General features: G+C 68.1%; 27 protein-coding genes. 9 read left to right on the forward strand and 18 right to left on the reverse strand.

Annotated features, from left to right (window positions below):
• Positions 1 to 8: 8 nt before the first annotated feature.
• Complete coding sequence (locus tag ACN27E_RS19020; RefSeq protein ID WP_422743793.1) at positions 9 to 1,169, reverse strand: acyl-CoA dehydrogenase family protein; 1,161 nt, start codon at positions 1,167 to 1,169, stop codon at positions 9 to 11.
• 101 nt (positions 1,170 to 1,270) lie between these two features.
• On the opposite strand from ACN27E_RS19020, the gene ACN27E_RS19025 reads away from it, so the two are divergent.
• The gene (locus tag ACN27E_RS19025; RefSeq protein WP_422743794.1) at positions 1,271 to 1,660 is read left to right on the forward strand and encodes a hypothetical protein; all 390 of its coding nucleotides are present in this window, start codon (positions 1,271 to 1,273) and stop codon (positions 1,658 to 1,660) included.
• 68 nt (positions 1,661 to 1,728) lie between these two features.
• Here the strand turns inward: ACN27E_RS19025 and glgX are convergent, their stop codons facing one another.
• Positions 1,729 to 3,864, reverse strand: a complete 2,136-nt coding sequence (gene glgX, locus ACN27E_RS19030; protein WP_422743796.1) for a glycogen debranching protein GlgX — start codon at positions 3,862 to 3,864, stop codon at positions 1,729 to 1,731.
• Between the two features lie 162 nt (positions 3,865 to 4,026).
• Here glgX and ACN27E_RS19035 point away from each other — a divergent pair, with 162 nt between their 5' ends.
• Complete coding sequence (locus ACN27E_RS19035; RefSeq protein WP_422743797.1) at positions 4,027 to 4,827, forward strand: enoyl-CoA hydratase/isomerase family protein; 801 nt, start codon at positions 4,027 to 4,029, stop codon at positions 4,825 to 4,827.
• On the opposite strand, the gene ACN27E_RS19040 is transcribed toward ACN27E_RS19035, so the two are convergent.
• The 8 genes from ACN27E_RS19040 to ACN27E_RS19075 all read right to left on the reverse strand — a co-directional run bounded on the left by ACN27E_RS19040 (position 4,824) and on the right by ACN27E_RS19075 (position 12,708).
• The gene (locus ACN27E_RS19040) at positions 4,824 to 5,372 is read right to left on the reverse strand and encodes a nicotinamidase (RefSeq protein WP_422743798.1); all 549 of its coding nucleotides are present in this window, start codon (positions 5,370 to 5,372) and stop codon (positions 4,824 to 4,826) included. The two genes, ACN27E_RS19035 and ACN27E_RS19040, sit on opposite strands and share 4 nt — an antisense overlap.
• A 27-nt stretch (positions 5,373 to 5,399) precedes the next feature.
• Positions 5,400 to 6,068 carry a PAS and ANTAR domain-containing protein gene (locus tag ACN27E_RS19045; RefSeq protein WP_422743799.1) on the reverse strand — a complete coding sequence of 223 codons (669 nt, stop codon included), beginning with the start codon at positions 6,066 to 6,068 and terminating at the stop codon, positions 5,400 to 5,402.
• A 29-nt stretch (positions 6,069 to 6,097) separates the two neighbouring features.
• On the reverse strand, positions 6,098 to 7,435 hold the full coding sequence (locus ACN27E_RS19050; protein WP_422743801.1) for a hypothetical protein: 1,338 nt from the start codon (positions 7,433 to 7,435) through the stop codon (positions 6,098 to 6,100).
• The gene (locus ACN27E_RS19055) at positions 7,432 to 7,839 is read right to left on the reverse strand and encodes a hypothetical protein (protein WP_422749981.1); all 408 of its coding nucleotides are present in this window, start codon (positions 7,837 to 7,839) and stop codon (positions 7,432 to 7,434) included. The genes ACN27E_RS19050 and ACN27E_RS19055 overlap by 4 nt, the downstream gene beginning before the upstream one ends.
• A 47-nt stretch (positions 7,840 to 7,886) precedes the next feature.
• On the reverse strand, positions 7,887 to 8,051 hold the full coding sequence (locus tag ACN27E_RS19060; protein WP_422743802.1) for a hypothetical protein: 165 nt from the start codon (positions 8,049 to 8,051) through the stop codon (positions 7,887 to 7,889).
• A complete protein-coding gene (locus ACN27E_RS19065; RefSeq protein WP_422743804.1) occupies positions 8,048 to 9,904 on the reverse strand; it encodes a hypothetical protein in 1,857 nt (618 codons plus the stop codon). Before ACN27E_RS19065 ends, ACN27E_RS19060 begins: the two co-directional genes overlap by 4 nt.
• A gap of 161 nt (positions 9,905 to 10,065) precedes the next feature.
• Positions 10,066 to 11,244, reverse strand: coding sequence for a zinc-dependent alcohol dehydrogenase (locus ACN27E_RS19070; protein ID WP_422743806.1), 1,179 nt, complete (start codon positions 11,242 to 11,244; stop codon positions 10,066 to 10,068).
• Positions 11,245 to 11,304: 60 nt separating this feature from the next.
• Complete coding sequence (locus ACN27E_RS19075) at positions 11,305 to 12,708, reverse strand: acyl-CoA dehydrogenase family protein (protein ID WP_422743808.1); 1,404 nt, start codon at positions 12,706 to 12,708, stop codon at positions 11,305 to 11,307.
• Positions 12,709 to 12,930: 222 nt separating this feature from the next.
• Here ACN27E_RS19075 and ACN27E_RS19080 point away from each other — a divergent pair, with 222 nt between their 5' ends.
• A complete protein-coding gene (locus ACN27E_RS19080; protein ID WP_422743809.1) occupies positions 12,931 to 13,245 on the forward strand; it encodes a hypothetical protein in 315 nt (104 codons plus the stop codon).
• Here ACN27E_RS19080 and ACN27E_RS19085 read toward each other — a convergent pair.
• Positions 13,220 to 13,537, reverse strand: coding sequence for a DUF222 domain-containing protein (locus tag ACN27E_RS19085; RefSeq protein WP_422743810.1), 318 nt, complete (start codon positions 13,535 to 13,537; stop codon positions 13,220 to 13,222). The two genes, ACN27E_RS19080 and ACN27E_RS19085, sit on opposite strands and share 26 nt — an antisense overlap.
• A gap of 52 nt (positions 13,538 to 13,589) precedes the next feature.
• On the opposite strand from ACN27E_RS19085, the gene ACN27E_RS19090 reads away from it, so the two are divergent.
• The 4 genes from ACN27E_RS19090 to ACN27E_RS19105 all read left to right on the forward strand — a co-directional run bounded on the left by ACN27E_RS19090 (position 13,590) and on the right by ACN27E_RS19105 (position 17,213).
• A complete protein-coding gene (locus ACN27E_RS19090) occupies positions 13,590 to 14,057 on the forward strand; it encodes a PPOX class F420-dependent oxidoreductase (RefSeq protein WP_422743812.1) in 468 nt (155 codons plus the stop codon).
• A gap of 155 nt (positions 14,058 to 14,212) precedes the next feature.
• Positions 14,213 to 15,433, forward strand: a complete 1,221-nt coding sequence (locus ACN27E_RS19095; protein WP_422743813.1) for a glycosyltransferase family 4 protein — start codon at positions 14,213 to 14,215, stop codon at positions 15,431 to 15,433.
• Positions 15,427 to 16,143: a class I SAM-dependent methyltransferase gene (locus tag ACN27E_RS19100; RefSeq protein WP_422743814.1), complete on the forward strand. Its 717-nt coding sequence runs from the start codon at positions 15,427 to 15,429 to the stop codon at positions 16,141 to 16,143. The genes ACN27E_RS19095 and ACN27E_RS19100 overlap by 7 nt, the downstream gene beginning before the upstream one ends.
• A complete protein-coding gene (locus ACN27E_RS19105; protein WP_422743815.1) occupies positions 16,143 to 17,213 on the forward strand; it encodes a prenyltransferase in 1,071 nt (356 codons plus the stop codon). Before ACN27E_RS19100 ends, ACN27E_RS19105 begins: the two co-directional genes overlap by 1 nt.
• Before the next feature lie 4 nt (positions 17,214 to 17,217).
• Here the strand turns inward: ACN27E_RS19105 and ACN27E_RS19110 are convergent, their stop codons facing one another.
• The 4 genes from ACN27E_RS19110 to ACN27E_RS19125 form a co-directional block, all read right to left on the reverse strand.
• Positions 17,218 to 17,514 (reverse strand): helix-turn-helix transcriptional regulator, encoded by a 297-nt coding sequence (locus ACN27E_RS19110; RefSeq protein WP_422749982.1) that lies wholly within the window; start codon positions 17,512 to 17,514, stop codon positions 17,218 to 17,220.
• A 115-nt stretch (positions 17,515 to 17,629) separates the two neighbouring features.
• A complete protein-coding gene (locus ACN27E_RS19115) occupies positions 17,630 to 17,806 on the reverse strand; it encodes a hypothetical protein (RefSeq protein ID WP_422743816.1) in 177 nt (58 codons plus the stop codon).
• Positions 17,807 to 17,854: 48 nt separating this feature from the next.
• A complete protein-coding gene (locus ACN27E_RS19120) occupies positions 17,855 to 18,415 on the reverse strand; it encodes an HPP family protein (RefSeq protein WP_422743817.1) in 561 nt (186 codons plus the stop codon).
• Between the two features lie 399 nt (positions 18,416 to 18,814).
• On the reverse strand, positions 18,815 to 19,486 hold the full coding sequence (locus ACN27E_RS19125) for a class I SAM-dependent methyltransferase (RefSeq protein ID WP_422743818.1): 672 nt from the start codon (positions 19,484 to 19,486) through the stop codon (positions 18,815 to 18,817).
• Positions 19,487 to 19,539: 53 nt separating this feature from the next.
• Between ACN27E_RS19125 and ACN27E_RS19130 the strand changes: the two genes are divergently transcribed.
• On the forward strand, positions 19,540 to 20,109 hold the full coding sequence (locus ACN27E_RS19130; RefSeq protein ID WP_422743819.1) for a TetR/AcrR family transcriptional regulator: 570 nt from the start codon (positions 19,540 to 19,542) through the stop codon (positions 20,107 to 20,109).
• Positions 20,110 to 20,137: 28 nt separating this feature from the next.
• Here ACN27E_RS19130 and ACN27E_RS19135 read toward each other — a convergent pair whose 3' ends face one another.
• The gene (locus tag ACN27E_RS19135) at positions 20,138 to 20,743 is read right to left on the reverse strand and encodes a TetR/AcrR family transcriptional regulator (RefSeq protein WP_422743820.1); all 606 of its coding nucleotides are present in this window, start codon (positions 20,741 to 20,743) and stop codon (positions 20,138 to 20,140) included.
• Positions 20,744 to 20,843: 100 nt separating this feature from the next.
• On the opposite strand from ACN27E_RS19135, the gene ACN27E_RS19140 reads away from it, so the two are divergent.
• Positions 20,844 to 22,196 (forward strand): cytochrome P450, encoded by a 1,353-nt coding sequence (locus tag ACN27E_RS19140; RefSeq protein WP_422743821.1) that lies wholly within the window; start codon positions 20,844 to 20,846, stop codon positions 22,194 to 22,196.
• Between the two features lie 3 nt (positions 22,197 to 22,199).
• Here ACN27E_RS19140 and msrA read toward each other — a convergent pair whose 3' ends face one another.
• Both msrA and msrB read right to left on the reverse strand, forming a co-directional pair.
• Positions 22,200 to 22,715, reverse strand: coding sequence for a peptide-methionine (S)-S-oxide reductase MsrA (gene msrA / locus ACN27E_RS19145; RefSeq protein ID WP_422743822.1), 516 nt, complete (start codon positions 22,713 to 22,715; stop codon positions 22,200 to 22,202).
• On the reverse strand, positions 22,712 to 23,173 hold the full coding sequence (gene msrB / locus ACN27E_RS19150) for a peptide-methionine (R)-S-oxide reductase MsrB (RefSeq protein ID WP_422743823.1): 462 nt from the start codon (positions 23,171 to 23,173) through the stop codon (positions 22,712 to 22,714). Before msrB ends, msrA begins: the two co-directional genes overlap by 4 nt.
• Positions 23,174 to 23,221: the final 48 nt, after the last annotated feature.

The raw sequence follows: 23,221 nt of genomic DNA on the forward strand, positions 1-23,221 counted from the left end.
TTACAACCTCACAGTCCGAGGATCGTCGACGCGATGATCGTCCGCTGGACCTCGTTGCTGCCGCCGTAGATCGAGGTCTTGCGGTAGTTCAGATAGGTGGGCGCGGAGTGCTGCGCCCAATACGGCGAGGCGATCGCGTCGCCGGCGTCGTAGGGCAGCGCATCGGGTCCCGCCACCTCCATGAGCAATTCGGTGGCCAGCTGCTGCAGCTGGCTGCCGCGCAGCTTGAGCACCGAGGAGGCCGGGTTGGGCTTGCCGCCGACCGAACCGGAATTCACCCGCATCTGGGTCAGCTCCAGGGCGATGACGTCGTTCTCCGCTTCGGCCAGGCGCGCCGCGAACAGCGGATCGTCGAGCAGACCCGACTCCTTCGCGCGGGCCTTCACCTCGGCCAGTTTGACCTTGGTGCGGCCCACCTGGGTGATGCCGGTGCGCTCGTTGCCGAGCAGGAACTTCGCGTAGCTCCAGCCCTGGTTCTCCTCGCCGACGAGCTGGTCGGCGGGCACCCGGACGTCTTCGAAGAAGACCTCGTTGACCTCGTAGCTGCCGTCGACGAGTTTGATCGGTCGCAGTGTGATGCCCGGGGTGTTCATGTCCATCAGCAGCATCGAGATGCCGGCCTGACGTTTGGGGGCGTTGGGGTCGGTGCGCACCAGGTTGAAGATCCAGTCGGCGTGCTGGCCGAGGGTGGTCCAGGTCTTCTGTCCGTTGACGATGTAGCTGTCGCCGTCGCGGACCGCGGTGGTCCGCAGTGAGGCCAGATCGGATCCGGCCTCGGGCTCGGAAAAGCCCTGGCACCACCAGATGTCGAGGCTCGCGGTGGGCGGCAGGAACCGCTCCTTCATCTCCTGCGATCCGAATTCGGCGATCACCGGGCCGATCATCTTGACGTTGAAGGTCAGCGGTTCGGGGACGCAGGCCAGCTGCATCTCGTCGAGCCAGATCTGATGCTGGGTGGGGGTCCAGTCCTTACCGCCCCACTCCAGCGGCCAGGCCGGTACCGCCAGGCCGTGCTCGTGGAGGATCTTGTGGGTGGTGACGATGTCTTCCTTGGACACCTCACCGCCGCGCCGGGAACGTTCGCGGATGTCCTCGGGGATTTCGGTTCGGTAGAAAGTCCGCAATTCGTCGCGGAATGCGGCTTCCTCGTCGGTCAGCGCCAATTGCATATCGCACACTAACTCACCGGTTGGTCGGGGTTGCTACCGGCCGGTAGTGACGCTGGTCGGCCGGGGTTTAGTGGTTCGACGGGCGGGGCAACCGGGCCGATATGAGCGACAACACCGACTTCCCATCCGCGAACGATGAGGGCGGCACCGGCGACACGCTGCGGCCCACCGAGGCGCTCGACGCCGACGACGTGCGCAACGACGACGGCGACAACGTGGTCGATCCGCCGGACGACTGGAGTGAGGCCAGTCGCTCGGACGCCCTGCCGCGCGGCGAAGAGGGTGGTGGGGAGTCCCTCGACGACAAACTCGCCGCGGAGGTGCCCGACGCGGCCCAGGCGCCGGCCGCCGACGATGCGTCGGCCGGTGACACCGCCGAACTCGCCGACGATCAGCTGGACCGGGTGGTGCCCGGCGACACCGGTACCGACGAGGGCCAGATCAGCGGCACGCCGGAGGACGGCGACTCCCTGTTCCCCGTCGTGGAGTGATCAGCGGAGTGACCAGCTGTGACAACAGGGCCCCGGCGAATCGCCGGGGCCCTGTTGTTTCGCTGTCCCTACGGTTCGTTGACCGCCTGCAGTACCAGTACCGAACGGCCGGCCACCTCGATCTTCGAACCCGGTGACACATCTTCGCGCTGCTCGGAGTCGTCGGCAGTGTTGACCACCGGTCGCCATGACCGACCGAATTCTGGTGCCGGAGTGGCGAATTCGATCGGCTCGTGATAGGCGTTGAAGCACAGCAGGAACGAGTCGTCCACCACGCGCTGGCCGCGTACGTCGAGATCCGGGATGCCGTGGCCGTTGAGGTACACCGCGATCGACTTCGCGAAGCCGCTGGCCCAGTCCTCATCACTCATCTCGTTGCCGTCCGGGGCAAACCAGGCGATGTCGGGCAACCCCGGAGCGCCGCGCTGGCGCACCGGCCGGCCGGAGAAGAAGCGACGACGGCGGAACACCGGGTGTTCGGCGCGCAGCGCTGACACCTTCTGCGTGAACTCGATGAGCTCGGCGTCCGCTGTGGACCAGTCGATCCACGACAACTCGTTGTCCTGGCAGTAGACGTTGTTGTTGCCGCTCTGCGTGCGGCCCAGTTCGTCACCGTGACAGATCATCGGGACACCCTGGCTCAGCAGCAGTGTGGTCAGGAAGTTGCGCTGCTGCCGTGATCGCAGCGCGTTGACCTCCGCATCGTCGGTCGGACCCTCCACGCCGCAGTTCCACGACCGGTTGTGGCTCTCGCCGTCGTTGTTGTCCTCACCGTTGGCTTCGTTGTGTTTCTCGTTGTAGGACACCAGGTCTCGCAACGTGAAGCCGTCGTGGGCGATGACGAAGTTGATCGAGGCGACCGGCCGGCGCGAGGTGCTCTCGTAGAGATCCGAGGACCCGGTCAACCGCGAGGCGAATTCGTCGATGGTGGCGTCTTCACCGCGCCAGAAGTCGCGGACGGTGTCGCGGTACTTGCCGTTCCACTCCGTCCACTGGGGCGGGAACCCGCCGACCTGGTAGCCGCCCGGACCCACATCCCACGGTTCGGCGATGAGCTTGACCTGGCTGACGGTCGGATCCTGTTGCACCAGTTCGAAGAATGTCGCGAGTTTGTCGACGTCGTAGAACTCGCGGGCCAGGGTGGAGGCGAGGTCGAAGCGGAAGCCGTCGACGTGCATCTCGGTCACCCAGTAGCGCAGCGAGTCCATGATCAACTGCAGCGCGTGCGGGTGACCGACGTTGAGACTGTTGCCGGTTCCGGTGTAGTCCATGTAGTAGCGCTTGTCGTCGTCGACGAGCCGGTAGTAGGCGCCGTTGTCGATGCCGCGGAACGACAGCGTCGGGCCCATGTGGTTGCCCTCGGCGGTGTGGTTGTAGACCACGTCGAGGATGACCTCGATGCCCGCCTCGTGCAGCGCCCGCACCATCGCCTTGAACTCCTGCACCTGCCCGCCGGGGGTGGCCGACGAACTGTACTTCGGGTCGGGTGCGAAGAATCCGATGGTGTTGTAACCCCAGTAGTTCGACAGACCCTTGTCGATCAACGTCGAGTCGTTGGCGAAATGGTGCACCGGCATCAGCTCGATGGCATTGACGCCCAAGGACTTCAGGTGATCGATGACGACCGGGTGCCCGAGCGCCGAATAGGTTCCGCGAATCTGCTCGGGGATGTCCGGATGGGTCTGGGTCAGACCCTTGACATGCGCTTCGTAGATCACGGTGTCGGCGTACTCGTGATTCGGCGGCCGGTCCACGCCCCAGTCGAAATACGGGTTGATCACGATCGACTTCGGCATGTACGGCGCCGAATCGTCGTCGTTGCGGCTGTCCGGGTCGCCGAAGTTGTAGCTGAACAGCGGCTGGCCCCAGTCGAAGGTGCCGTCGATGGCTTTCGCGTACGGGTCGAGCAGCAGCTTGTTGGGGTTGCAGCGACAGCCGTTGGCCGGGTCGTAATCGCCGTACACGCGGTAGCCGTAGCGCTGTCCCGGTCCGATGTTGGGGATGAAGCAGTGCCAGACGAAACCGTCGACCTCGGGCATGGCGATGCGGCTTTCGTCACCATCGGCATCGAACAGGCACAGCACGACGCGTTCGGCGGCCTCGCTGAAGATCGCGAAGTTGGTGCCGAAGCCGTCGTAGGTGGCGCCCAGGGGATAGGCCTTGCCCGGCCACACCTCCGGAACAACCGAAATAGGTCCGGTCAACGGCGACTGTGTGGTCGCGCTGTCGTTCGGACGGGCGGGTGAAGCCAAAGTGCACACTCCTGACGGACGGGCCAACTGACAAGGCGACGATACGGGTCGGCCGGGAAGGTGGCTTCCCGACCGAACAGCCCCGCGTCGTCGCGCAGGAGGTATACCCAATTGATGACGGACCAAGAGTTGCCGAGGTATCGGACTTTGACGGTCGACGTCGAGCGCGGCGTCGCCACCATCACGTTGAACCGGCCGCGGCAACGTAACGCGCTGGGCGACGGGATGCGTGAGGAGCTCGCCGACGCCTACCGTCGCGCCGATGCCGACGACGCGGTCCGGGTGGTGGTGCTGACCGGGGCGCCGCCGGCGTTCTGCGCCGGGGCGGACCTCGCCGCCGGAGACCGGACGTTCACCGATCCCGCGCCGGCCTTCAGCGCGGCGGGCCTCGAGGTACCGGCCTGGTCGCTGGCCAAACCGGTGATCGCGGCGATCAACGGACATGCGCTGGGCCTGGGGTTGACGTTGGCGCTGCAGTGCGACATCCGGTTGTTCGCCGCCGACGCCCGCTACGGCGTGGTGCAGGTCCGTCGCGGTGTGGTGGGCGACGCCTATAGCCACTGGGTGCTGCCCCGGCTGGTCGGCGTGTCGACCGCCGCGGAGATCCTGCTCACCGGTGCCACGTTCGACGGCCACCGGGCGGTCGCGATGGGGCTGGGCAGCCGGGTGCTTCCGGCCGGCGAGGTGCTGCCCGCGGCGCATGACCTGGCCCGCGACATCGCCGCGAACACCGCCCCGCAATCGGTGGCGGCCAGCAAGCGGCTGCTCTGGCAGTCCTTCGACCTGGACCGCGAACAGGTCGGCATCCGGGAGACCGAGATCCACCGGCGGCTGATGGCCCACGACGACGCCCGCGAAGGGGTACGGGCGTTTCTGGAACAACGCGCGCCGCGCTGGACGGGCCGCCCCGGCTAGACGAGTTGGACGCCGGCGCCGCGCAGCGCCTCCACCGCCTCGGCGGTGGTGTCCTCGGCGACCCCGGCGGTGTAGTCGAGCAGCACCCGGGTGCGGAAGCCTTCGGCGACGGCGTCGGAGGCCGTGGCGCGGACGCAGTAGTCGGTGGTCAGACCTGCCACGTCGATCTCGTCGACGTCGTGGCCGCGCAGCCATTCGGCCAGCGAGGTGCCGTCGGCGTCGCGGCCCTCGAAGCCGCTGTACGCCGCGGCGTATTCACCCTTGGTGAACACCGCCTCGACCGGGGTGGCGTCGAGGTCGGGGTGGAAGTCGGCGCCGGTCGTGCCGGCGACGCAGTGTCGCGGCCAGGAGTTGCGGTAGTCGGGGTGGTCGGAGAAGTGATCGCCCGGGTCGATGTGGAAATCCTTGGTGGCGACGATGTGGGTGTATTCGGGGCGGGTCAGCAGCTCGTTGATACGCCGGGCGACCTCGGCGCCGCCGGACACGGCCAGTGAACCGCCTTCACAGAAGTCGTTCTGGACGTCGACGACGACGAGTGCGCGCATGGCGCCACCGTAGCGCCGCGGCGCGGATCAGACACCCGCGGCGTCGACCCGCTGATGGACGGTGAGCAGGACGTGGTCGAACGTCGAGCGAGGCGGCAGGGTCTCCTCGTAGTAGAGGGCGGTGAAATCGGTGAGCAACCGCTCGGCGAAGGTCCGCAGCTTCACCTTGGCTTCCGAGGCGCGCCACTTCAGCAGTTCGAACGCCGCGACCGCGTCCACGCGGTACACGAGCATCAGCATGCCTTTCGCGCGTTCGATCGAGGCACGGTGCTCGGCCGCCGCCGCCGCGGCCGCGGCGGCCATCTCCCGCGCGGACTGGGCGGTGGTCTCGGTGACGTCGACGTAGAAGCCCTGCGTGCCGATGATCTCCCCGGATTCGTCGAGCATGCGATCCCCGATGGCCACCACGTCGTGCACCCGCTTCTGCACGTCGATGATGCGGTGACGAGTGCTGAAAGTTCTTCGGCTGCGCAGGATGTCGTCGAGGGTGGCGGCGACTGAGACGTAGTCGTCGGGGTGTTTGTGGGCGAGCACCAGTTCGGTGGTGGGGGTGACCGTGCCCGGCTCATAGCCGTGCATCAGCTGCACCTGATCGGACCACTCCCAGCGTTCGTCGGCGAAGTGGAAACGGAACCATCCCACGTTCTGCGGTGTCCCACCGGCCAGTGCCCGCTCCAGAAGGTGTTCGGGCGGCACTTAGCCACAGTAACTCCGCCCGCGGGATGTCAACCCCCGAATAAAAGATACAAACCGGTAAAGGTATAGCCCACCATGACCAGCATCATCGCCAGCTGACCGGTGATCTGGTGCGCCGAGGGCAGCAGCTTGAGCGCCCGGTCGTGGGCGGCCACCACCCCGGCCATGTGCCCGGCCACCACGAACACCACCTTCAGCGTCGCCAGCACCGAGGGATGCATCGACAGCACGTAGCTGACTTCCGTATCGCCGAGGCCCAACACATTCCAGCCGCGCCCGAGCGGGTCGGCGAGCAGGATCAGCGTCTGCTGTCCGCGTTCGATGAGATAGGTCAGATAGTGGGCGAACACGTATCCGATCACGATCGGGATCAGCGAATGCGCCATCAGCCCGGGCAGTTCGCGCCGCCGCTGCCGGTCCACCCCACCCGTCGCGCGTGCGGCCGCGGTGAAGGTGCCGGCCACCACCAACGCGAACACTGCCAGGCCCGCGGTCTTGAGCACCGTCGCCGCCCATGCCGATCCGGCGGTGTCGTCGACGAAGTTCCGCCATACCGGCATCGCCGAGAAGCTGTCGAATGCGGTCGAACCCAGCAGCACCGACAGCACCGCCACGGTGCCGGGTCGCACCGGCAGGGTGGGCAGGTGGTCGAACGGGTTGCCGATCGCGATGCGGCCGGTGTCGCGTTGCCGGCGCAGGGCGGACAACCGCGAGGCCACCACGCCGTACACCTCGAACGGGTCCGCGTGGCTGAACCAGCGTCGGCCGAACCACAGCGCACCGGCGAAGGTGACGACCAGATAGACCAGCAACCAGGTGCGGATGGCCCCGACCGAACCGGGATCGGGGCTGGCCAGTTCCAGCCAGACGAAGGCGAACAGGCCGAGCGCGGCCGGCCAGTAGCCCAGCCGCACCGGGTAGGGCCGCCGCGGTGGGCGGCGGTCCAGCCGCAGCAGGCGGTAGACCGCGCGGACCGGGGAGATGGCCCGCCACACCGGGCCGATCGCCCACGACACCGCCACCAGGCCGACCCACATGAGGACGTAGAACACCCCCGGCACGGGGTTGTCCGCGGTCTGGGGACCGAAGAACGCCGCCATCGCGATCCACCCGGTGGCCAGCAGCGCCACGGCGGCGATCACCCAGCGCGTGATGGGGGCATCCACGGCCGCGGTCACCCACGACGGCAGCGCCCGTCCCGGCCGGGTCTCGTCGAAGCGGGGTTTGCGCCACGCCAGGGCGACCACGGCGAAGGTCGCGGTGAGCGCCCACGCGGCACCCAGCAGTGCGTAGGTGTACGGAATCGGTAGATCGGTGGAACCACCGAGGCCGTGAGCGAGGATCGCGACCGACGGTGCCGCGGTCACTGCCGGACTTGCACGCTCGCGACGACCCGGTTCAGGTCATGCAGTTCGATCTCGACGTTGCCCGGGACGTCGGCGGTGAACTGAAAGCGCTGATTCGGTTTCGCCTCGACCGGGAAGGTGTGGTCGGGTACCGAGTGCACGTGCAGCTCGTCGGCGACGTCGCTGGTGACCTGCAGGATGATCGGCTCACCGACCTTGCCCTGCAGCTGGGCGTTGGTCGGCGTGACCTGGCCCCCGGCGATGTCGACGTCGATGGTCAACCGGTTGGGTGGCTGCTGCTGGTCCGGCAGATCCGACGGGCCGGCCGCCGAGGGGGACCCCGAGGCCGACGCCGGGGGGCTCCCGTCCGGTGCCGACGTCTGGCCGCTGCTGTCCGAGGAGCTCCCGCACGCAGCGACCAGCATCGCCGCCGCGGTCACCAGGATGATCGAGTACGGGCGGTCAGGTGTCCTCACGGCGTCCCATCTTGTTCGGGTGTGCTGGCGTCGCGCTTGCGACGGTTCTTTGCGGCGATGTACACGACCACGCCGGCGACGACGAACGCCGGGGCGAACGCCGGCACCGCGATCCAGATCGGATGGTCGGCGAGGATCGCGATGTCCGGGTCGGCCGTCATGATTGCGCGGAGGGTTGCAGTTCGGGCTTGGTGCCGGTCGGCTCGGTGTTGTTGATCCGGCCACCACCCCAGCTGATGCCGGCGACCATCGCCAGGCTGCAGGCCAGCACGATCAGGCAGCCGATCAGCCACAGCGACTGCGGGATGTCGGGGCTGCGCTCCCGCTGCAGGATGGTGATCTCCGAGACGAACGGCCGGGTGAACTGCGGTTCGGCGGGCACCTCTTCGGCGCCGATACCCGGATCGCCCTGAAGGTAGATCGGCACGGCCGTCAGGGTCTTGCCGTCGTGCACGCGCAGCAGGGTCTTCCAGCTGCCCGAGATCGGCATCGGCTGCGTCGAGACGTAGTGTCCGGGGCCGACCTTCTCGAGGGTGTCGACGAACTCACCGCGCTGCTGCGGCAGGCCGCCCTGCCAACCCAGCACCGCCACCCAGTTCGGGTTGTCGCTGACCAGGTCCGGCGGGTTGAACCGCACATCGGCGGTCGCGAAGCGTTCTCCGTCGACGGCGGGCGCCTCGGTGAGGGTGACCGACGCGGTCGCGTTCTGGGGCACGTTGTAGCGCAGACCGTTGGCCGCTGCGCCGCCGATAGCCAGCACGGTCAGCGCGACCAGGCCGACGCTGATGGCGCGTCGCGGGAGGCGCTGACCGGTCAGCACCATGCCGAGCATCGCGCCGCAGACGCCGGTGAGGACAGCCACCGGAACCGACATCGCCAGCGCCTCGGGCCAGATGCTCGAGGGCCAGGGCAGCGGGTACACCGCGTCGACCCACAACGACTCCAGCCACAGTCCGACGGTGCTGACGCCCAGGCCGGCGACCGCGCCGAACACGATGGGACGTTTCATCAGCGGCGTCAGGGCGATCAGCTCGACGACGACGGCGGCGCCCAGGTAGAGCGCGAACCAGTTGATCGGCGCGGCCAGGACCGGGCCGACCAGCAGGGCGACGATGCCGCGCAGACCGATTCCGATGATCGCGGCGATCAGAGCGGCGCCGCGGCCCATGAAGATCCGGGCGGCGACCAGGGCGAGACCGGCAGCCGCGGCGATCAGCATCGGCTGGAAGACCTGGCGGAACTGCGGCACGCCGAAGTCGAACTCGATCTGATAGACCGACGCGCCGACCAGGACACCGGCGAAGGCGAGGTACTGCACGAACTTCAGGCCGATGCCGTCGCGCGGGGCGTCGTCGACGCCGGCGTTGGCCCGGCGGCCCTCGTACTCGAGGAACAGGGCGGCGATGGTGGAGAATCCGGCGCCGCCGATCATCATCAGGTGCGTCGGGCCCCACAGGGTGACGTCCTGGCCGAAGATGCGATGCCACATGTCGTCGAGCGGGAAGCCGGTCAGCGCGTAGAGGCCGCAGCCGGCCATCACGATGCCGCCGACGGGGGCGTGCCAATGGTCGGTGATGCGCACCGCGGCCGGTCCGGGCTTGTCGTAGGGCAGCACCATCGCGGTGCAGCCGGCGACGAAGATGCCGAACAGCCCGATCAGGATGAAGTAGTGGGCCGGGTTCGCCAGCGCGCCGTCGTCCCGGCCGTTACCGATGTGCAGGCTGACGTCCCAGATGAAGCCGAACAGCGCGCACAGGATCGAGGAGATGAACATCCCAACCGGTAGCGCGACCCAGGGCGGCCGTTTGAAGCGGCGACCGGACCACTCGGCGAGGCTGGTCAGCCAGGTGATCTTGTGGTTCCGGTGCAGATAGCCGATGTAGACCAGCACCGCGGCGACGACGGCCGCCGCCACCGACAGGATGATGATCTCGTGGATGGCGGTGCCGCCACCCTCGCTGCCCTGAGCCAACACCGACATGTTCGAGGCTTTGCTGAATAACGTCACTGTCATCTCCCCGGAGTAGCGCAAGCCGAACCTACCGCTGAGTAATATTGCCAGAACCACCCGAGGTGAAACCAGGGGTACCGGGTATTTGGCCCCCGCTGATTCCGGACTCGGCGCGATTCACGCGGGTGAGGTACCCCGCTGTGCGGTCGCCCAATCCGGGTCGGTCAGGGCTGGAGAACCACCTTGACCATGCCGTCCTGCTTCTTCTGGAAGGTCTCGTACGCCCCCGGGGCCTCCTCGAGCGGCAGCCGGTGGGTGGCGAAGTCCTCGACACCGAGCGGGTCGGCGTCGGTGAGCAGCGGCAGGATGTCGTCGACCCAGCGCTTCACGTTGGCCTGGCCCATGTGCAAGCGCACCTGCTTGTCGAACAGCGTCATCAGGTTGATCGGATCGGCCGCGCCGCCGTACACGCCGGACAGCGAGATGGTGCCGCCCCGTCGGACCAGGGCGATCGCCGAGTTGAGCGCGGCGAGGCGGTCCACGCCCGCGGTCTTCATCACCGCTCGGCCGACGCTCGACGGCAGGAAACCGGCGACCGTCTGGGCGGCGGTGGCCACGGGCGAGCCGTGTGCCTCCATGCCGACCGCGTCGATCACCGAGTCGGCGCCCCGGCCCTGGGTCAGCTCATTGACCACGTCGACGACGTCCTGGCTGCGCAGGTCGACGACCTCGGCGCAGTACGGACGGGCCCGGTCGAGCCGCTCGGGCACCAGATCGACGCCGATCACGCGGCAGTCCTTGCGGTGGGCGGCGATGCGGCACGCCATCGAGCCGATCGGTCCGAGTCCGAGCACCACGAGCGTGCCGCCCTCGGGCACCTCGGCGTACTCGACGCCCTGCCAGGCTGTCGGCAGTACGTCGGACAGGTAGACATAGCGTTCATCGGGCCCGTCCCCGGGGACTTTGATGTGGGTGTACTGGGCTTGGGGGACCCGCAGGTATTCGGCCTGACCGCCGGCCACCTCGCCGTAGAGCTTGGAGAAGCCGAACAGCGCGGCACCGGTGCCCTGGTCGCGGTTCTGGGTGGTCTCGCACTGGCTCTGCAGTCCGATACCGCACATGACGCAGTGCCCGCAGGAGATGTTGAACGGGATCACCACCCGGTCGCCGACCTTCAGGTCACCGGTCTGTGCCCCGACCTCTTCCACAATGCCCATCGGTTCGTGGCCGATGATGTCACCGGGGCTCATGAACGCCGCCAGCGTCTCGTAGAGATGCAGATCGGATCCGCAGATATTGGTGCTCGTCACCCGGATGATCGCGTCGGTCGGCTCCTTGATCACCGGATCGGGAACGTTGTCGACCGAGACGTTCCGACGTCCCTGCCATGTGACTGCGCGCATGCATCCTCCTGAAGTCGGCGTCGCAACAGCGTTCCCGTCTCCGGGCCGGCCAAACGCGACTCACTTGCGCGGCGGCTGAAGCACTTTCATCGCCAGACGCATGACCGACTCGGGCACCCGGTCCTTGGCGCCCAGGGCCTTGTCGGCGGCGCGACTGCGCAGCGGGGTGCCCCGGCCGAAGTACCGGTTGAGCGGGCCGCCGCTCGGTTCGAGGTCGACGTGCAGCGGGGGAGCACCGTCGGCCGCGCCCAGCGCGCGGGAGATGACCATCCGTTGGATCTCGCTGGTGCCCTCGAAGATGGTGTAAAGCTTGGCGTCGCGGTACCACTTCTCGACCGGGTGGTCGGAGATGTAGCCCCAGCCGCCCATCGTCTGGATCGCCCGCTCCGTCGTCTTCACGGCGAGTTCGCTGGCGGCCAGCTTCGCCATCGACCCTTCTCCGCGTTCGAAGGCCACGCCGGTGGCGGCCATCCACGATGCCCGCCAGGTGAGCAACCGGGCCGCGTCGAGTTGGGTGGCCAGATCGGCGATCGGGAACGCGATGCCCTGGTTGTCGATGATCGGCGCCCCGAACGCCTCGCGCCGGTTGGCGTATTCGGTCATGTACTCCAGGGCCGCGCGGGCGATGCCGAGCGCCTGGGCGGCCACCATCGGCCGGGTCTGCTCGAATGCACCGAGGGTGGCCGACGATTTCGACGCGCCCCCCGCCACTCCTTCAGCGGCTTCACGGGCCTTGCCCAGCTTGTGCTCGAGTTTTTCGTGACCTCCGAGGAGATTCTCGGCGGGCACGCGCACGCTGTTGAACTTCAGCTCAGCGGTGTGCGACGCCCGGCAGCCCAATTTGTCGAGCTTGCGCACCAGCTCGAGGCCGGGGGTGCCGCCGGGTACCACGAACAGCGCCTGCCCTTTGTGGCCGAGCTCCTGGTCGACGACAGCGTTGACCACATGGACGTTGGCGATGCCGCCGTTTCCGATCCACATCTTGTGGCCGTCGATGATCCAGTCGGCATCCTTGCCCGGGCCGTCCCGGCGAGCGGTGGTGCGCAGGTTGCGCACGTCGCTACCGCCCTCGGGTTCGGAGATCGCCAACGCGGCCAGCTTGAGATCGCCCGGCGTGCCGAAACACTCGGGGGCCCACTGCAGCATCTGTTCCGGTGAGGCGGCCTGCCCGATGGCCGAGAGCGCGAGTGCGGGCATGACGATGGCCAGCCCGATGCCGGCGCAGCCCCAGAACAACTCCTCCATGAACATCGGCAGCGACAGCCCGGTGGGATCGCCGATCAGATCCCGGTAGAACAGCGGACTGTAGAAACCCCGAGTAGCCGCCTCCTCCAATACCGCCCAGGGGAATTCCTGTCGCTGGTCGTAGTCGCGCGCCACGGGGCGAATGCACTGTTCGGCGAACTCATGTGTGCGCCGCGCCAGGTCGTGTTGGGCGATCGTGGGCGTGATGTCGAAGGTCACCGCCGGTGATTAGCCTCACATCGGCGGGACCAAACGCGTCCCGGTGCGGGTTGGCAACGGAAGAGGGCGCCCCGGGATCGGCTCGAGCGTGCGTTTAGGGCGTCGAGTGTGCACACCGGGCGGCGTTCGGCGCGATGGCCCGCCAGGAGTGCACACTGGGCGCCTCGGCCGCACACTCGACCTTTGCGGTCGCCCCAAGTGATTCGAACGTATGATCGAACCGTGGGCGAGATGCAGTCGATCGGCTACACGGGACAGCCGCTGTCCCCGGCGTTTCGACGCGTCGACCCACCCGCTCCGGTGCTCGTCGACCTGGCCGTCCTCTTCCCGCGAGAACCGCACCGCCAGGGCGGTTACAACCCGGCCGGTCTGCAGATGCACTCCGTCGTCGAGGGCAGCCTCACCTGCTGGGGGATGTGCGAACAGGGCTACTGGTGGGGTCTGGTCACCTACGCCATCGCCTACGGCCCGCGGCGCAAGTCGGTCACCCACTGGATCCCGGCATGGATGCTCAAGCGGCGGACGGATCCTCGCTGACCGAGGCCGCGGCGATGCGGCGTTGCACCTCGGCGGGTGAGATCCTCAGCCGTGCCGAGAGCACCTCCGCCCAGGTGCGCCCGCCGAACTGCGCCGGGGTGCCCTGGGCGATCAGCCGGCCGAGAATCCGCCGATCGAGCGCCGCGAGCTGGCCCTCCAGCTTGTCTATTCGTTCCAAAAGCGCCTGCGCCTCGGCTCGGTTGAGCGCCCCGACCGGCAGGGCGGCGAGGGTGCCGTAGAACGCGTCGACCGCGTCGAATACATCCAGCACTGCGTCATGTGTCGAACTCATGTTCGAGACAGTAGACCGGGGGTATGACAAGCGCGCTGGCTACTGTGGGGCCATGCCTCGGAACTACGCGTCGGCCGATGCCGTCGACCGCGCTGAACTGGTCGACTTCATCCGGCCGCGCCACCGGATGGTCCTGACGACGTGGCGGGCGAACGGATCGCTGCAATCGTCACCGGTCACCGGGGGAGTCGACGAGCACGGCCGCATCGTGATCGCGAGTTACCCGAAGCGGGCCAAGGCGACGAACATCCGGCGCGTGGGGCGGGCGAGTGTCCTGGTGCTCTCCGACGACTTCAACGGCCCGTACGTCCAGGTGGACGGCGACGCGGAGGTCGTGGACCTACCCGAGGCGGTGGATGCGCTGGTCGACTACTACCGCGCGGTCGCCGGCGAGCACCCCGACTGGGCCGAGTACCGCCAGGCGATGACCGATCAGGGCAAGTGCCTCATCCGGGTGACGCCCACCGGCTGGGGTCCGGTGGCGACGGGCGGCTTTCCGCCCCCGGATGCGTCGGCGTAGCGCACCGGCCGGCTGCGAGGGCGGGCCATGGCGGACGCGTTGCGTCGTCTAGCACGTCAAACTATAGTCTGGACACATGTCCAGAGGAGTTTCCGCGTGACCGGAATCGACCAGCCCCCCGTGGCTCGGCCGCACGAACCCGGGCTCCGCTAGGTATGCGTATCGCGCTGTTGTCCTACCGCAGCAAGACGCACTGCGGGGGGCAGGGAGTCTACGTGCGGCACCTCAGCCGCGGCCTGGTCGAGCTGGGCCATGACGTCGAGGTGTTCTCCGGCCAGCCCTACCCCGACGGTCTGGATCCGCGGGTGCGCCTGACCAAGGTGCCCAGCCTGGACATGTACCGGGAACCGGACCCCTTCCGCATCCCCAGGCCCAGTGAGATCCGCGATGTGATCGACCTGCGGGAGCTGTTGACCACCTGGACGGCCGGCTTCCCGGAGCCCAAGACGTTCACCATGCGGGTGGCACGCATCCTGGCCGAACGGCGGGACGAGTTCGACGTCGTCCACGACAACCAGAGCCTCGGTACCGGGCTGCTCGACATCGCCGCGCTCGGCCTACCGGTGGTGGCCACCGTCCACCATCCCATCACCCGCGACAAGGTGGTCGACGTGGCCGCCGCGCCGTGGTGGCGCAAACCGCTGGTGCGACGCTGGTACGGATTCGCCGAGATGCAGAAACAGGTGGCCCGGCGCATCCCCGAACTGCTCACCGTATCGACATCGTCGGCCACCGACATCGCCGACGATTTCGGGGTCTCGCCCGATCAGCTGCACGTGGTCCCGCTGGGCGTGGACACCGAGCGGTTCATCCCGGCCGACAACCGGGTCAGCGGCCGGATCATCGCCATCGCCAGCGCCGACGTCCCGCTCAAGGGGGTCAGCCATCTGCTGCATGCGGTCGCGCGGCTGCGCGTCGAACGCAATCTCGACGTGCAGCTGGTCTCCAAGCTCGAGCCCAACGGCCCGACCGAGAAGCTGATCGCCGAGCTGGGCATCTCCGATATCGTGACCGCCTCCAGCGGACTGTCCGACGATGAGCTGGCCGGTCTACTGGCCTCGGCCGAGGTGGCCTGCATCCCCTCGCTGTACGAGGGCTTCTCGCTGCCTGCGGTCGAGGCGATGGCCAGCGGCACGCCGATCGTCGCGAGCCGGGCCGGTGCGCTTCCGGAGGTGCTGGGCGCCGACGGTGACTGCGCCCGCCTGGTCGCGCCGGCCGACGTCGACCAGCTGACCCGCGTCCTCGGCGAGCTGCTGGACTCCCCGGCGCAACGGCACCGTCTGGGAGCAGCCGGCCGGCGCCGGGCGCTCGAGGTGTTCAGCTGGGAATCGGTTGCTGCGCAGACTGTTTCGGTGTACAAGAGGGCGATATGCTGACCGTGGACTTCGACCGGCTGGGAATCGGCGCCGGTAGCAAGGTGATCGACGTCGGCTGCGGCGCCGGTCGGCACACATTCGAGGCGTACCGCCGCGGCGCCGATGTGATCGGATTCGACCAGAGCGTCAGCGATCTCAACGACGTCGACGAGATCCTGCAGGCGATGAAGGAGCAGGGTGAGGCGCCCGCGTCGGCGAAAGCCGAAGCGGTCAAAGGCGATGCACTCGACCTGCCGTACGCCGAGGCCACCTTCGACTGCGTGATCGCCTCGGAGATCCTCGAGCACGTCCCGCAGGACGACCGGGCCATCGCCGAACTGGTGCGGGTGCTCAAACCCGGTGGCCGGCTGGCCATCACGGTGCCGCGGTGGCTGCCCGAGCGCATCTGCTGGCTGCTGTCCGACGAGTACCACGCCAATGAGGGCGGGCACATCCGGATCTACAAGGCCGATGAGTTGCGGGACAAGGTGACCGCACATGGTCTCCGGCTGACCCACACCCATCACGCACACGCGTTGCATTCGCCGTTCTGGTGGCTCAAATGCGCGGTGGGCACGTCGAAGAACGATCATCCGTTGGTCGGGGCCTATCACAAGCTACTGGTGTGGGACATGATGTCGGCGCCCTGGCTGACCCGCCGCGGCGAGGATCTGCTGAACCCGCTGATCGGCAAGAGCGTCGCGCTGTACTTCGAGAAGCCGGCGAGCTGATGCCCCAGCACCGGATTCCTGCGGTGTCCGGCGTCTTCACGCCGGACCAGTGCCGCCAGACCGCCGAGTCGATCGCGGCGACGCAGGAGCCCTCGGGTGCCATTCCCTGGTCGGACGGCGGGCACACCGACCCGTGGGACCATGTCGAGTCGGCGATGGCACTGACCGCGGCCGGTCTGATCGAACCCGCTCGGGCGGCGTTCGAATGGTGCCGCACGACCCAGCGCGCGGACGGCTCCTGGCCCATCCAGCTGCGAAACGGTGTGATCGAGGACGCCAACAGCGACAGCAACTTCTGCGCCTACGTCGCCGCCGGTGTGTGGCACCACCTGCTGATCACCGGTGACCGCGCATTCGCCGAGACGATGTGGCCGGTGGTGGCCAAGGCTGTCGACTTCGTGCTCGATCTGCAGCGCCCCAATGGCGAAATCGCTTGGGCCCGAAGCAACAATGGACCGCTCGACGAGGCGCTGTTGACCGGATGCGCCAGTATCCACCACAGCATCCGGTGCGCGCTGGCGCTGGCCGAACACGTCGGCGACCCGCAGCCGGAATGGGAGGTGGCCGTCGGCCGCCTCGGCCACGCCATCGTCGCGCACCCTGGCTCCTTCGTGCCCAAGGACCACCACTCGATGGAGTGGTACTACCCGGTGCTCTGTGGCGCCCTGCGCGGCCCGCAGGCGCGCTCGCGCATCGACGACCGGTGGGACGACTTCGTGGTGCCGGACCTCGGCATCCGCTGCGTCGACGACCGGCCGTGGGTGACCGGTGCGGAGACCTGCGAGTTGGTGATGGCGCTGGACACCATCGGCGATTCCGTTCGCGCACAACAACAGTTCGCGGCCATGCATCACCTCCGGGAGCTCGACGGCTCCTACTGGACCGGCCTGGTGTACGCCGACGGCAAGCGCTGGCCGGTCGAACGCACCACCTGGACCGGTGCCGCCGTCATCCTGGCCGCCGACGCGCTGTCCCGCGCCACTCCGGGCAACGGCATCTTCCGCGGCGAGGACCTGCCTCGTGGTCTGGAAGACGAATTCGACTGTGCCTGCGCGCGTCAGGCCCGCTGAGCCGTCACGTCAGGGCGTCGATCAGCTCACCGACGGTATGGGCGGATTCCAGCGGGTGCCGTAGCCGGCCACGGGGGTTGACGGTGTAGCTGTTGCGCCGTCCCACCTTCGACTTCTTCAGATAGCCGTCGGCGATCAGGTCGGCCAAGATCGCCTGGACCGATCGCTCGGTGATGCCGATCATCAGGCTCAATTCGCGCGCGGTGAGCGACTCGCCCTGGGCCAGGCACAGCAGCACGTGAGCGTGGTTGGTCAGGAACGTCCATCCGCGCGGAGCGGATCCGCCCGCACCGGCACGCACGGCCGGCTTCTTCGCGGGCTGGGCGCCCGTTTTCGACCGCGGTGAGACCGCCGCGCCGGGTGCCGGCGTGGTCTTGGTCGTCCTGGTGCCTCTGGCGGTGGCCATCGGATAGTGATCATACGGACTGATTCATGTAGTGGGTTTCAGTGTTTGTGATTCCGGATAGGCAGAGGTGCAGACTGCGCAGGCCAAGGACAGCGAAATAGGTGGAGATCAGCGCGAACACGAACACGTTGTCGACCGAGAGCGCCTTCTCGATCACGTGGTTTTTCCCGTGCAGGAAAAGATCCACGCCACGACCCGAGAGCATTCGTCCCGCCGTCAGTGGAACAACGGATCACTACGATGCGGCGCCGATCCGCACTTCCCGGATGCCGGGCACCATGTGCGCCAGCGCCATCGCGATCCGGCGTTCGGAGTCGTCGTCGAAGCTTCCCGCGACGGTGACCTCGCCGCGCCTGACCTGGGCGACCCACCGGCGCTTGCCGGTGTAGTCGTCGAGCAGATTCTGTACCCCGACGGCGATCGCGTCGTCGCTGGTGGCGTCGAGCCGCAACAGATCTCCGCGGCTGACGATGCCGGCGACTCTGGCCGCGTCGTCGACCACGGGCACGCTGCGTACGCCGCGGCGGGTGAGCATGCGGCCGACCTCGTCGAGATCGGAGTGCAGTTCGGCGGCCACCGGCGGGGTCGACATGACCGACTCGACGGTGCCGTGACGCGCGGGGCCGGCGCGCAGGACGTCGCCGGACGTCAGGACGCCCACCAGTACGCCGGAGCGGTCGGTGACGGGTAGGGCGGCGAATCCGTAGTCCGCGAGCAGCGACCCCGCTTCGGGTAGGGAGGTCGACCGCTGTACCGACACCACCGGCCGGGTCATGACATCCTGTGCGCGAAGCATCGGTGATTCGCCCCTTCGTCGTCGAACCACCATTGTAGGCGGAGTCAAACATACGAAGTCTCATTCGTGATACAGCTGTCCGCCGGCGCACGGATTGCACTCCGGGCGTCCGCTGTTCGACCAGCGGGCCGCCTCGAGGTGGTGATCATGGTGGCGCCCGGGGCCAAGGCCGACTCGATGCTGGCCGGTCCGCACCCGCTGCTCGACGCGTCGTCGGGCGCGATGTTCGTGACGCGGACCTACGCCAACCGTCCTGAGTTCTTCAGTCTGACGTCGGCACCTGCGGAATCGTCTGCGCCACAACGCATGGGCGCGACCGTCGGCTACAGGTGCAGGCCGTCTACGGTGCGGTCGAGACCGCCGCGACCACGCTGGCGGAATGCGTCTGACTCGTCGACGTCAGGACAGCGTCCCGGTCTGACCCGCCGTCCGCTCGAGCACCCGCATCGAACCCGCCACGGCGACCTCGCGGAACGCCCCGGTGTCGAGCGCACGCCGGTAGATGTGAAACGGTGCCTGCCCGCCGTCCTCGGGGTTCGGGAACACGTCGTGGATCACCAGCGCGCCGCCGGGCTCGACCCACTTCGCCCACCCGTCGAAGTCGCGCTGGGCTGCCTCCTCGGTGTGGCCGCCGTCGATGAACAAGAGACGCAAGGGAGTTCGCCAGCCGCGGGCGACCACCGGGGAACGGCCGACCACGGCGACGACGTGATCCTCCAGGTCCGCGCCGTCGAGGGTGTGGCGCATTGTCGGCAGGGTGTCGAAGCGTCCGGTGACCGGATCGACCAGCGACGTGTCGTGGTACTCCCAGCCGGGCTGGTGCTCCTCGGACCCGTGGTGGTGGTCGACGGTGAAGATCACCCCGCCGGTCTGCTGTGCCGCCGCCCCCAGCATCAGCGTCGATTTTCCGCAGTACGTGCCGATCTCGACGCCGACCCCGTCGGCCAGATAGCGCACGGCGGTGTCGTAGAGGGTGCGGCCCTCGTCGGCGGGCATGAAGCCGACGGCCTGCTCGGCGAGGTCGAACAACCGGGCGGCGTGCGGGGGGAGTTCGGTCGCGGTGGGGCTCATCAGCCCAACTTAGCCGTTGCTGGGCATGGGGCGTTGTAGTAGCGTCCGGACATGTGTCCGACGCGGCTCTGGAGTCGACTCGGCGTCGTCTGACCGCAAAGCAGGCCGAGACGGTGGACCGGCTCGGCCGCGCCGCGGTCGACCTCCTCGGCCGCGAGGGGTTCGCCGGTCTGACCGTGCGCCGGGTGGCCGCCGAAGCCGGGGTGGGAGCCGCCACCGCCTACACGTACTTCTCCTCCAAGGAGCATCTCGTCGCCGAGGTGTTCTGGCGCCGGCTGGTTTCGGCGCCGCTGGCCGAACACCAATCCGACGATCCCGCCGCCAGGGCGATCGAGGTGCTCCGGCACATCGCGATGCTGGTCGCCGACGAGCCGGAGTTCGCGGGAGCGGTGACCACGGCGCTGCTGGGCAAGGACCCCGACGTGGAGGTGCTGCGCCAGCGCATCGGCCGCGACGTGCGGGACCGGTTGCTGGCCGCACTCGGACCGCAGACCGACTACGACGTGATCGAATCGCTGGAACTGCTCTACGTCGGCGCACTGGTGTGGGCCGGGATGGGCTATTCCTCCTACGACGACATGACCCAGCGGCTGGAACGGTCGGCGCGCCTCATCCTCACCTAGGACCGGGCTCACCAAGGACCGGGCTCACCTAGGACTGGGCGCGCAACAGCGCGGTCGACGCGATCACCGCCGGCTCGAGGACGCCGTGCAGATCGCCCCCGTCTTCGACGATGAGCGCGGTCAATTCGCGCAGACCGCCCAGCAGCAGTACCGCCAGTGGGCGTGCGACCACCGGGATTCCGGCGCGCGCGAAACCGGGCCCGGCCGTCAGGTCGACGAGCAGATCGGTCAGCCGATCCATCGCCCACCGGTGCAGCGGCATCGCCGCGACGCCGAGGGCGGGCAGCTCGCGGATCCAGCTCAGTGTGATGGCCGGCCGGGCGACGATGTGGTCGACGTAGGCGCCGACGGCCTGACGGATCTGCACCTGCCAGTCCGCGTCCGGATCGACCGCGGCGCGGATACCCGCGATCAGCACCTCGTTGTTGCTGCGCAGCAATTCGACGAAGCACTGCTCCTTGGTCTCGAAGTGCCCGTAGAAGGTGCGTTTGGACGTGCGGGCGTGCCGGACGATGTCGGCGACCGTGGTCTCGCGGTAACCGCGTTCGGCGATGGAGCCGGTCAGCCCGTCGAGCAGCCGGCCGCGGAACGGATCCACCACGGCGTCCGCCGCGGGCTCGTCCGTCGTCGTCATCGTCGTCTCCCGGGGGCCTTGCGCGGGTCTGGTACCAACCGGTACCGTACCTCACACATCGGCGGTACATCGGAGTACCGTCCCGTGCCCGGGGAGACTGATGAACCAAGCACCCGTCGTCGAGGTACCCAGTCGCGGCGCAGGCGACGTCCGGCTGCCGCCGGCGCTGCGCCTGCCGAAGGTCGTGCAGGGCGTCGGCTATGCCCTGGCCCGGCGACAGTTGGTCGCCTATCTGGCCCGCAAGCACGGACCGGTGTTCCGGATGAACATCCCGATGTTCGGCCGCACCGTGATGGTCGCCGACCCGCAGATCGCCAAGCAGCTCTTCCAGGCCCCGACCGATGAGATCGGCAACATCCAACCGAATCTGAGCCGGGTGCTCGGCCCGGGTTCGGTCTTCGCGCTCGACGGCAGCGAACACCGCCGGCGCCGCCGGTTGCTCACCCCGCCCTTCCACGGCAAGAGCATCAAGAACTACGAGCGGCTCTTCGAGGAGGAGACGCTCCGGGAAACCGCGAACTGGCCGGACGGGCAGGCGATCGCGACGCTCGAGCCGATGATGCGCATCACGCTCAACGCGATCCTGCGGGCGGTGTTCGGGGCGGAAGGGGAGAAGCTCGACGAGCTGCGCCGGATCATCCCGCCGTGGGTGACCCTGGGATCCAAGCTGGCCGTCGTCCCGAGTCCGTCCCGCCAGCTGGGGCGCTGGACGCCGTGGGCGCGGCTCACCGCGTACCGCCGACGCTACGACGCGGTGATCGACCGGCTGATCGATGAGGTGGAGGCGGATCCGCATTTCGCCGATCGCGACGACGTCCTGGCGCTGCTGTTGCGCAGCACCTACGAGGACGGAACGGCGATGACGCGCCAGGAGATCGGCGACGAACTGCTGACCCTGCTGGCCGCCGGGCACGAGACCACGGCCTCGACGCTGGGCTGGGCCTTCGAGCGGATCAGCCGTCACCCCGAGGTGCTGGCCGGACTCGTCGCCGAGGCGGCCACCGAGGAGAACTCCTACCGCCAGGCGGTGATCCTCGAGGTGCAGCGCAACCGCACCGTCATCGACTTCGCCGGACGGCATGTCCACGCACCGACCTATCAGCTCGGTGACTGGGTGATCCCGCGCGGCTACTCGGTGGTGGTCGCGCTGGCCGAGATCCACGAACACGCCGACGATTACGCAGACCCCCAGCGGTTCGATCCGCAGCGCTTCGTCGGCACGCGACCGTCGCCGGTGGCGCACGTCCCGTACGGCGGCGGAACCCGGCGCTGCGTGGGCGCGGTGTTCGCCAACGTCGAGATGGACGTCGTGCTGCGAACGGTGCTGCGCCACTTCGAGATCCTGACGACGACGGCGCCGGGCGAGAAGGTGCACTCGCGCGGGGTGGCTTATACGCCCAAGGACGGCGGTCGCATCGTCGTGCACCGCCGTCTCCGGCCGCTGCGCTCCTAGCCGCTACTGACTGGTGGTCTGCCGCTTGGGCAGCTTCCAGCCCGCTCGCGGGAAGTGGCAGGTGTATCCCCACGGCTGGCGTTCCAGATAGTCCTGGTGCTCGGGCTCGGCCTCCCAGAAGTCACCGGCCGGCGTCACCTCGGTGACCACCTTGCCGGGCCACAGCCCTGAGGCGTCCACATCGGCGATGGTGTCCAGCGCGACCTGCTTCTGCTCGTCGTCGACGTAGAAGATCGCCGATCGGTAGCTGGTGCCGACGTCGTTGCCCTGCCGGTTCTTCGTGGTCGGATCGTGGATCTGGAAGAAGAACTCCAGCAGCGCCCGGTAGTCGGTCTGCGCCGGGTCGTAGGTGATCTCGATGGCCTCGGCGTGGCCCGGATGGTTGCGGTAGGTCGCGTTGGCGTTCTGCCCGCCGGTGTAGCCGACGCGCGTCGACACAACACCCGGCTGCTTACGGATCAGATCCTGCATCCCCCAGAAGCAGCCGCCGGCCAGGATCGCCTTCTTGGTCTCGCTCACACTTGCTCCTTGTCGATGTCGAACAGCGACGTGTACGCGCCGTAACCCTCGGTTTCGAGGTCGTCGAGGTGGATGAATCTCAGCGAAGCCGAGTTGATGCAGTAGCGCAAGCCGCCGGCTTCGCGCGGGCCGTCGGTGAAGACGTGACCCAGATGGCTGTCGCCGAAAGCCGACCGCACCTCGGTGCGCAACATCAGATGGCTGAAGTCGCGCTTCTCCTTCACATGAGCGGGTTCGATCGGTTTGGTGAAGCTCGGCCAGCCGCTGCCGCTCTCGAACTTGTCCACCGAGGCGAACAACGGCTCGCCGGACACCACGTCGACGTAGATGCCCGGTTCGTGGTTGTCCCAGTATTCGCCGGTGAACGGACGCTCGGTGCCGTCCTGCTGGGTGACGCGGTACTGCTCCGGCGTGAGCGCCTCGACCGCGGCGGGATTCCTGTTGTAGTTCTGTGCCACCTGACCTCCTCGTGTGCACCTCCTACAACCGTAGGCGCGGCTGCGATC

The sequence above is a fragment of the Mycobacterium sp. WMMD1722 genome, from assembly GCF_049315205.1.
GTDB lineage: Bacteria > Actinomycetota > Actinomycetes > Mycobacteriales > Mycobacteriaceae > Mycobacterium.

Bases quoted from the DNA above. Each gene is read 5' to 3' on its own strand.
- ACN27E_RS19100 (WP_422743814.1), top strand. From the start codon at position 15,427: ATGCTGACCGTGGACTTCGACCGGCTGGGAATCGGCGCCGGTAGCAAG.
- ACN27E_RS19025 (WP_422743794.1), top strand. From the start codon at position 1,271: ATGAGCGACAACACCGACTTCCCATCCGCGAACGATGAGGGCGGCACC.
- ACN27E_RS19085 (WP_422743810.1), bottom strand. From the start codon at position 13,537: ATGAGTTCGACACATGACGCAGTGCTGGATGTATTCGACGCGGTCGAC.
- ACN27E_RS19040 (WP_422743798.1), bottom strand. From the start codon at position 5,372: ATGCGCGCACTCGTCGTCGTCGACGTCCAGAACGACTTCTGTGAAGGC.
- ACN27E_RS19055 (WP_422749981.1), bottom strand. From the start codon at position 7,839: ATGCTGGTCGCTGCGTGCGGGAGCTCCTCGGACAGCAGCGGCCAGACG.
- ACN27E_RS19070 (WP_422743806.1), bottom strand. From the start codon at position 11,244: ATGCGCGCAGTCACATGGCAGGGACGTCGGAACGTCTCGGTCGACAAC.
- ACN27E_RS19125 (WP_422743818.1), bottom strand. From the start codon at position 19,486: ATGAGCCCCACCGCGACCGAACTCCCCCCGCACGCCGCCCGGTTGTTC.
- ACN27E_RS19035 (WP_422743797.1), top strand. From the start codon at position 4,027: ATGACGGACCAAGAGTTGCCGAGGTATCGGACTTTGACGGTCGACGTC.
- ACN27E_RS19135 (WP_422743820.1), bottom strand. From the start codon at position 20,743: ATGACGACGACGGACGAGCCCGCGGCGGACGCCGTGGTGGATCCGTTC.
- ACN27E_RS19065 (WP_422743804.1), bottom strand. From the start codon at position 9,904: ATGACAGTGACGTTATTCAGCAAAGCCTCGAACATGTCGGTGTTGGCT.
- ACN27E_RS19095 (WP_422743813.1), top strand. From the start codon at position 14,213: ATGCGTATCGCGCTGTTGTCCTACCGCAGCAAGACGCACTGCGGGGGG.
- ACN27E_RS19060 (WP_422743802.1), bottom strand. From the start codon at position 8,051: ATGACGGCCGACCCGGACATCGCGATCCTCGCCGACCATCCGATCTGG.
- ACN27E_RS19140 (WP_422743821.1), top strand. From the start codon at position 20,844: ATGAACCAAGCACCCGTCGTCGAGGTACCCAGTCGCGGCGCAGGCGAC.
- ACN27E_RS19090 (WP_422743812.1), top strand. From the start codon at position 13,590: ATGCCTCGGAACTACGCGTCGGCCGATGCCGTCGACCGCGCTGAACTG.
- ACN27E_RS19120 (WP_422743817.1), bottom strand. From the start codon at position 18,415: ATGCTTCGCGCACAGGATGTCATGACCCGGCCGGTGGTGTCGGTACAG.
- ACN27E_RS19105 (WP_422743815.1), top strand. From the start codon at position 16,143: ATGCCCCAGCACCGGATTCCTGCGGTGTCCGGCGTCTTCACGCCGGAC.
- ACN27E_RS19020 (WP_422743793.1), bottom strand. From the start codon at position 1,169: ATGCAATTGGCGCTGACCGACGAGGAAGCCGCATTCCGCGACGAATTG.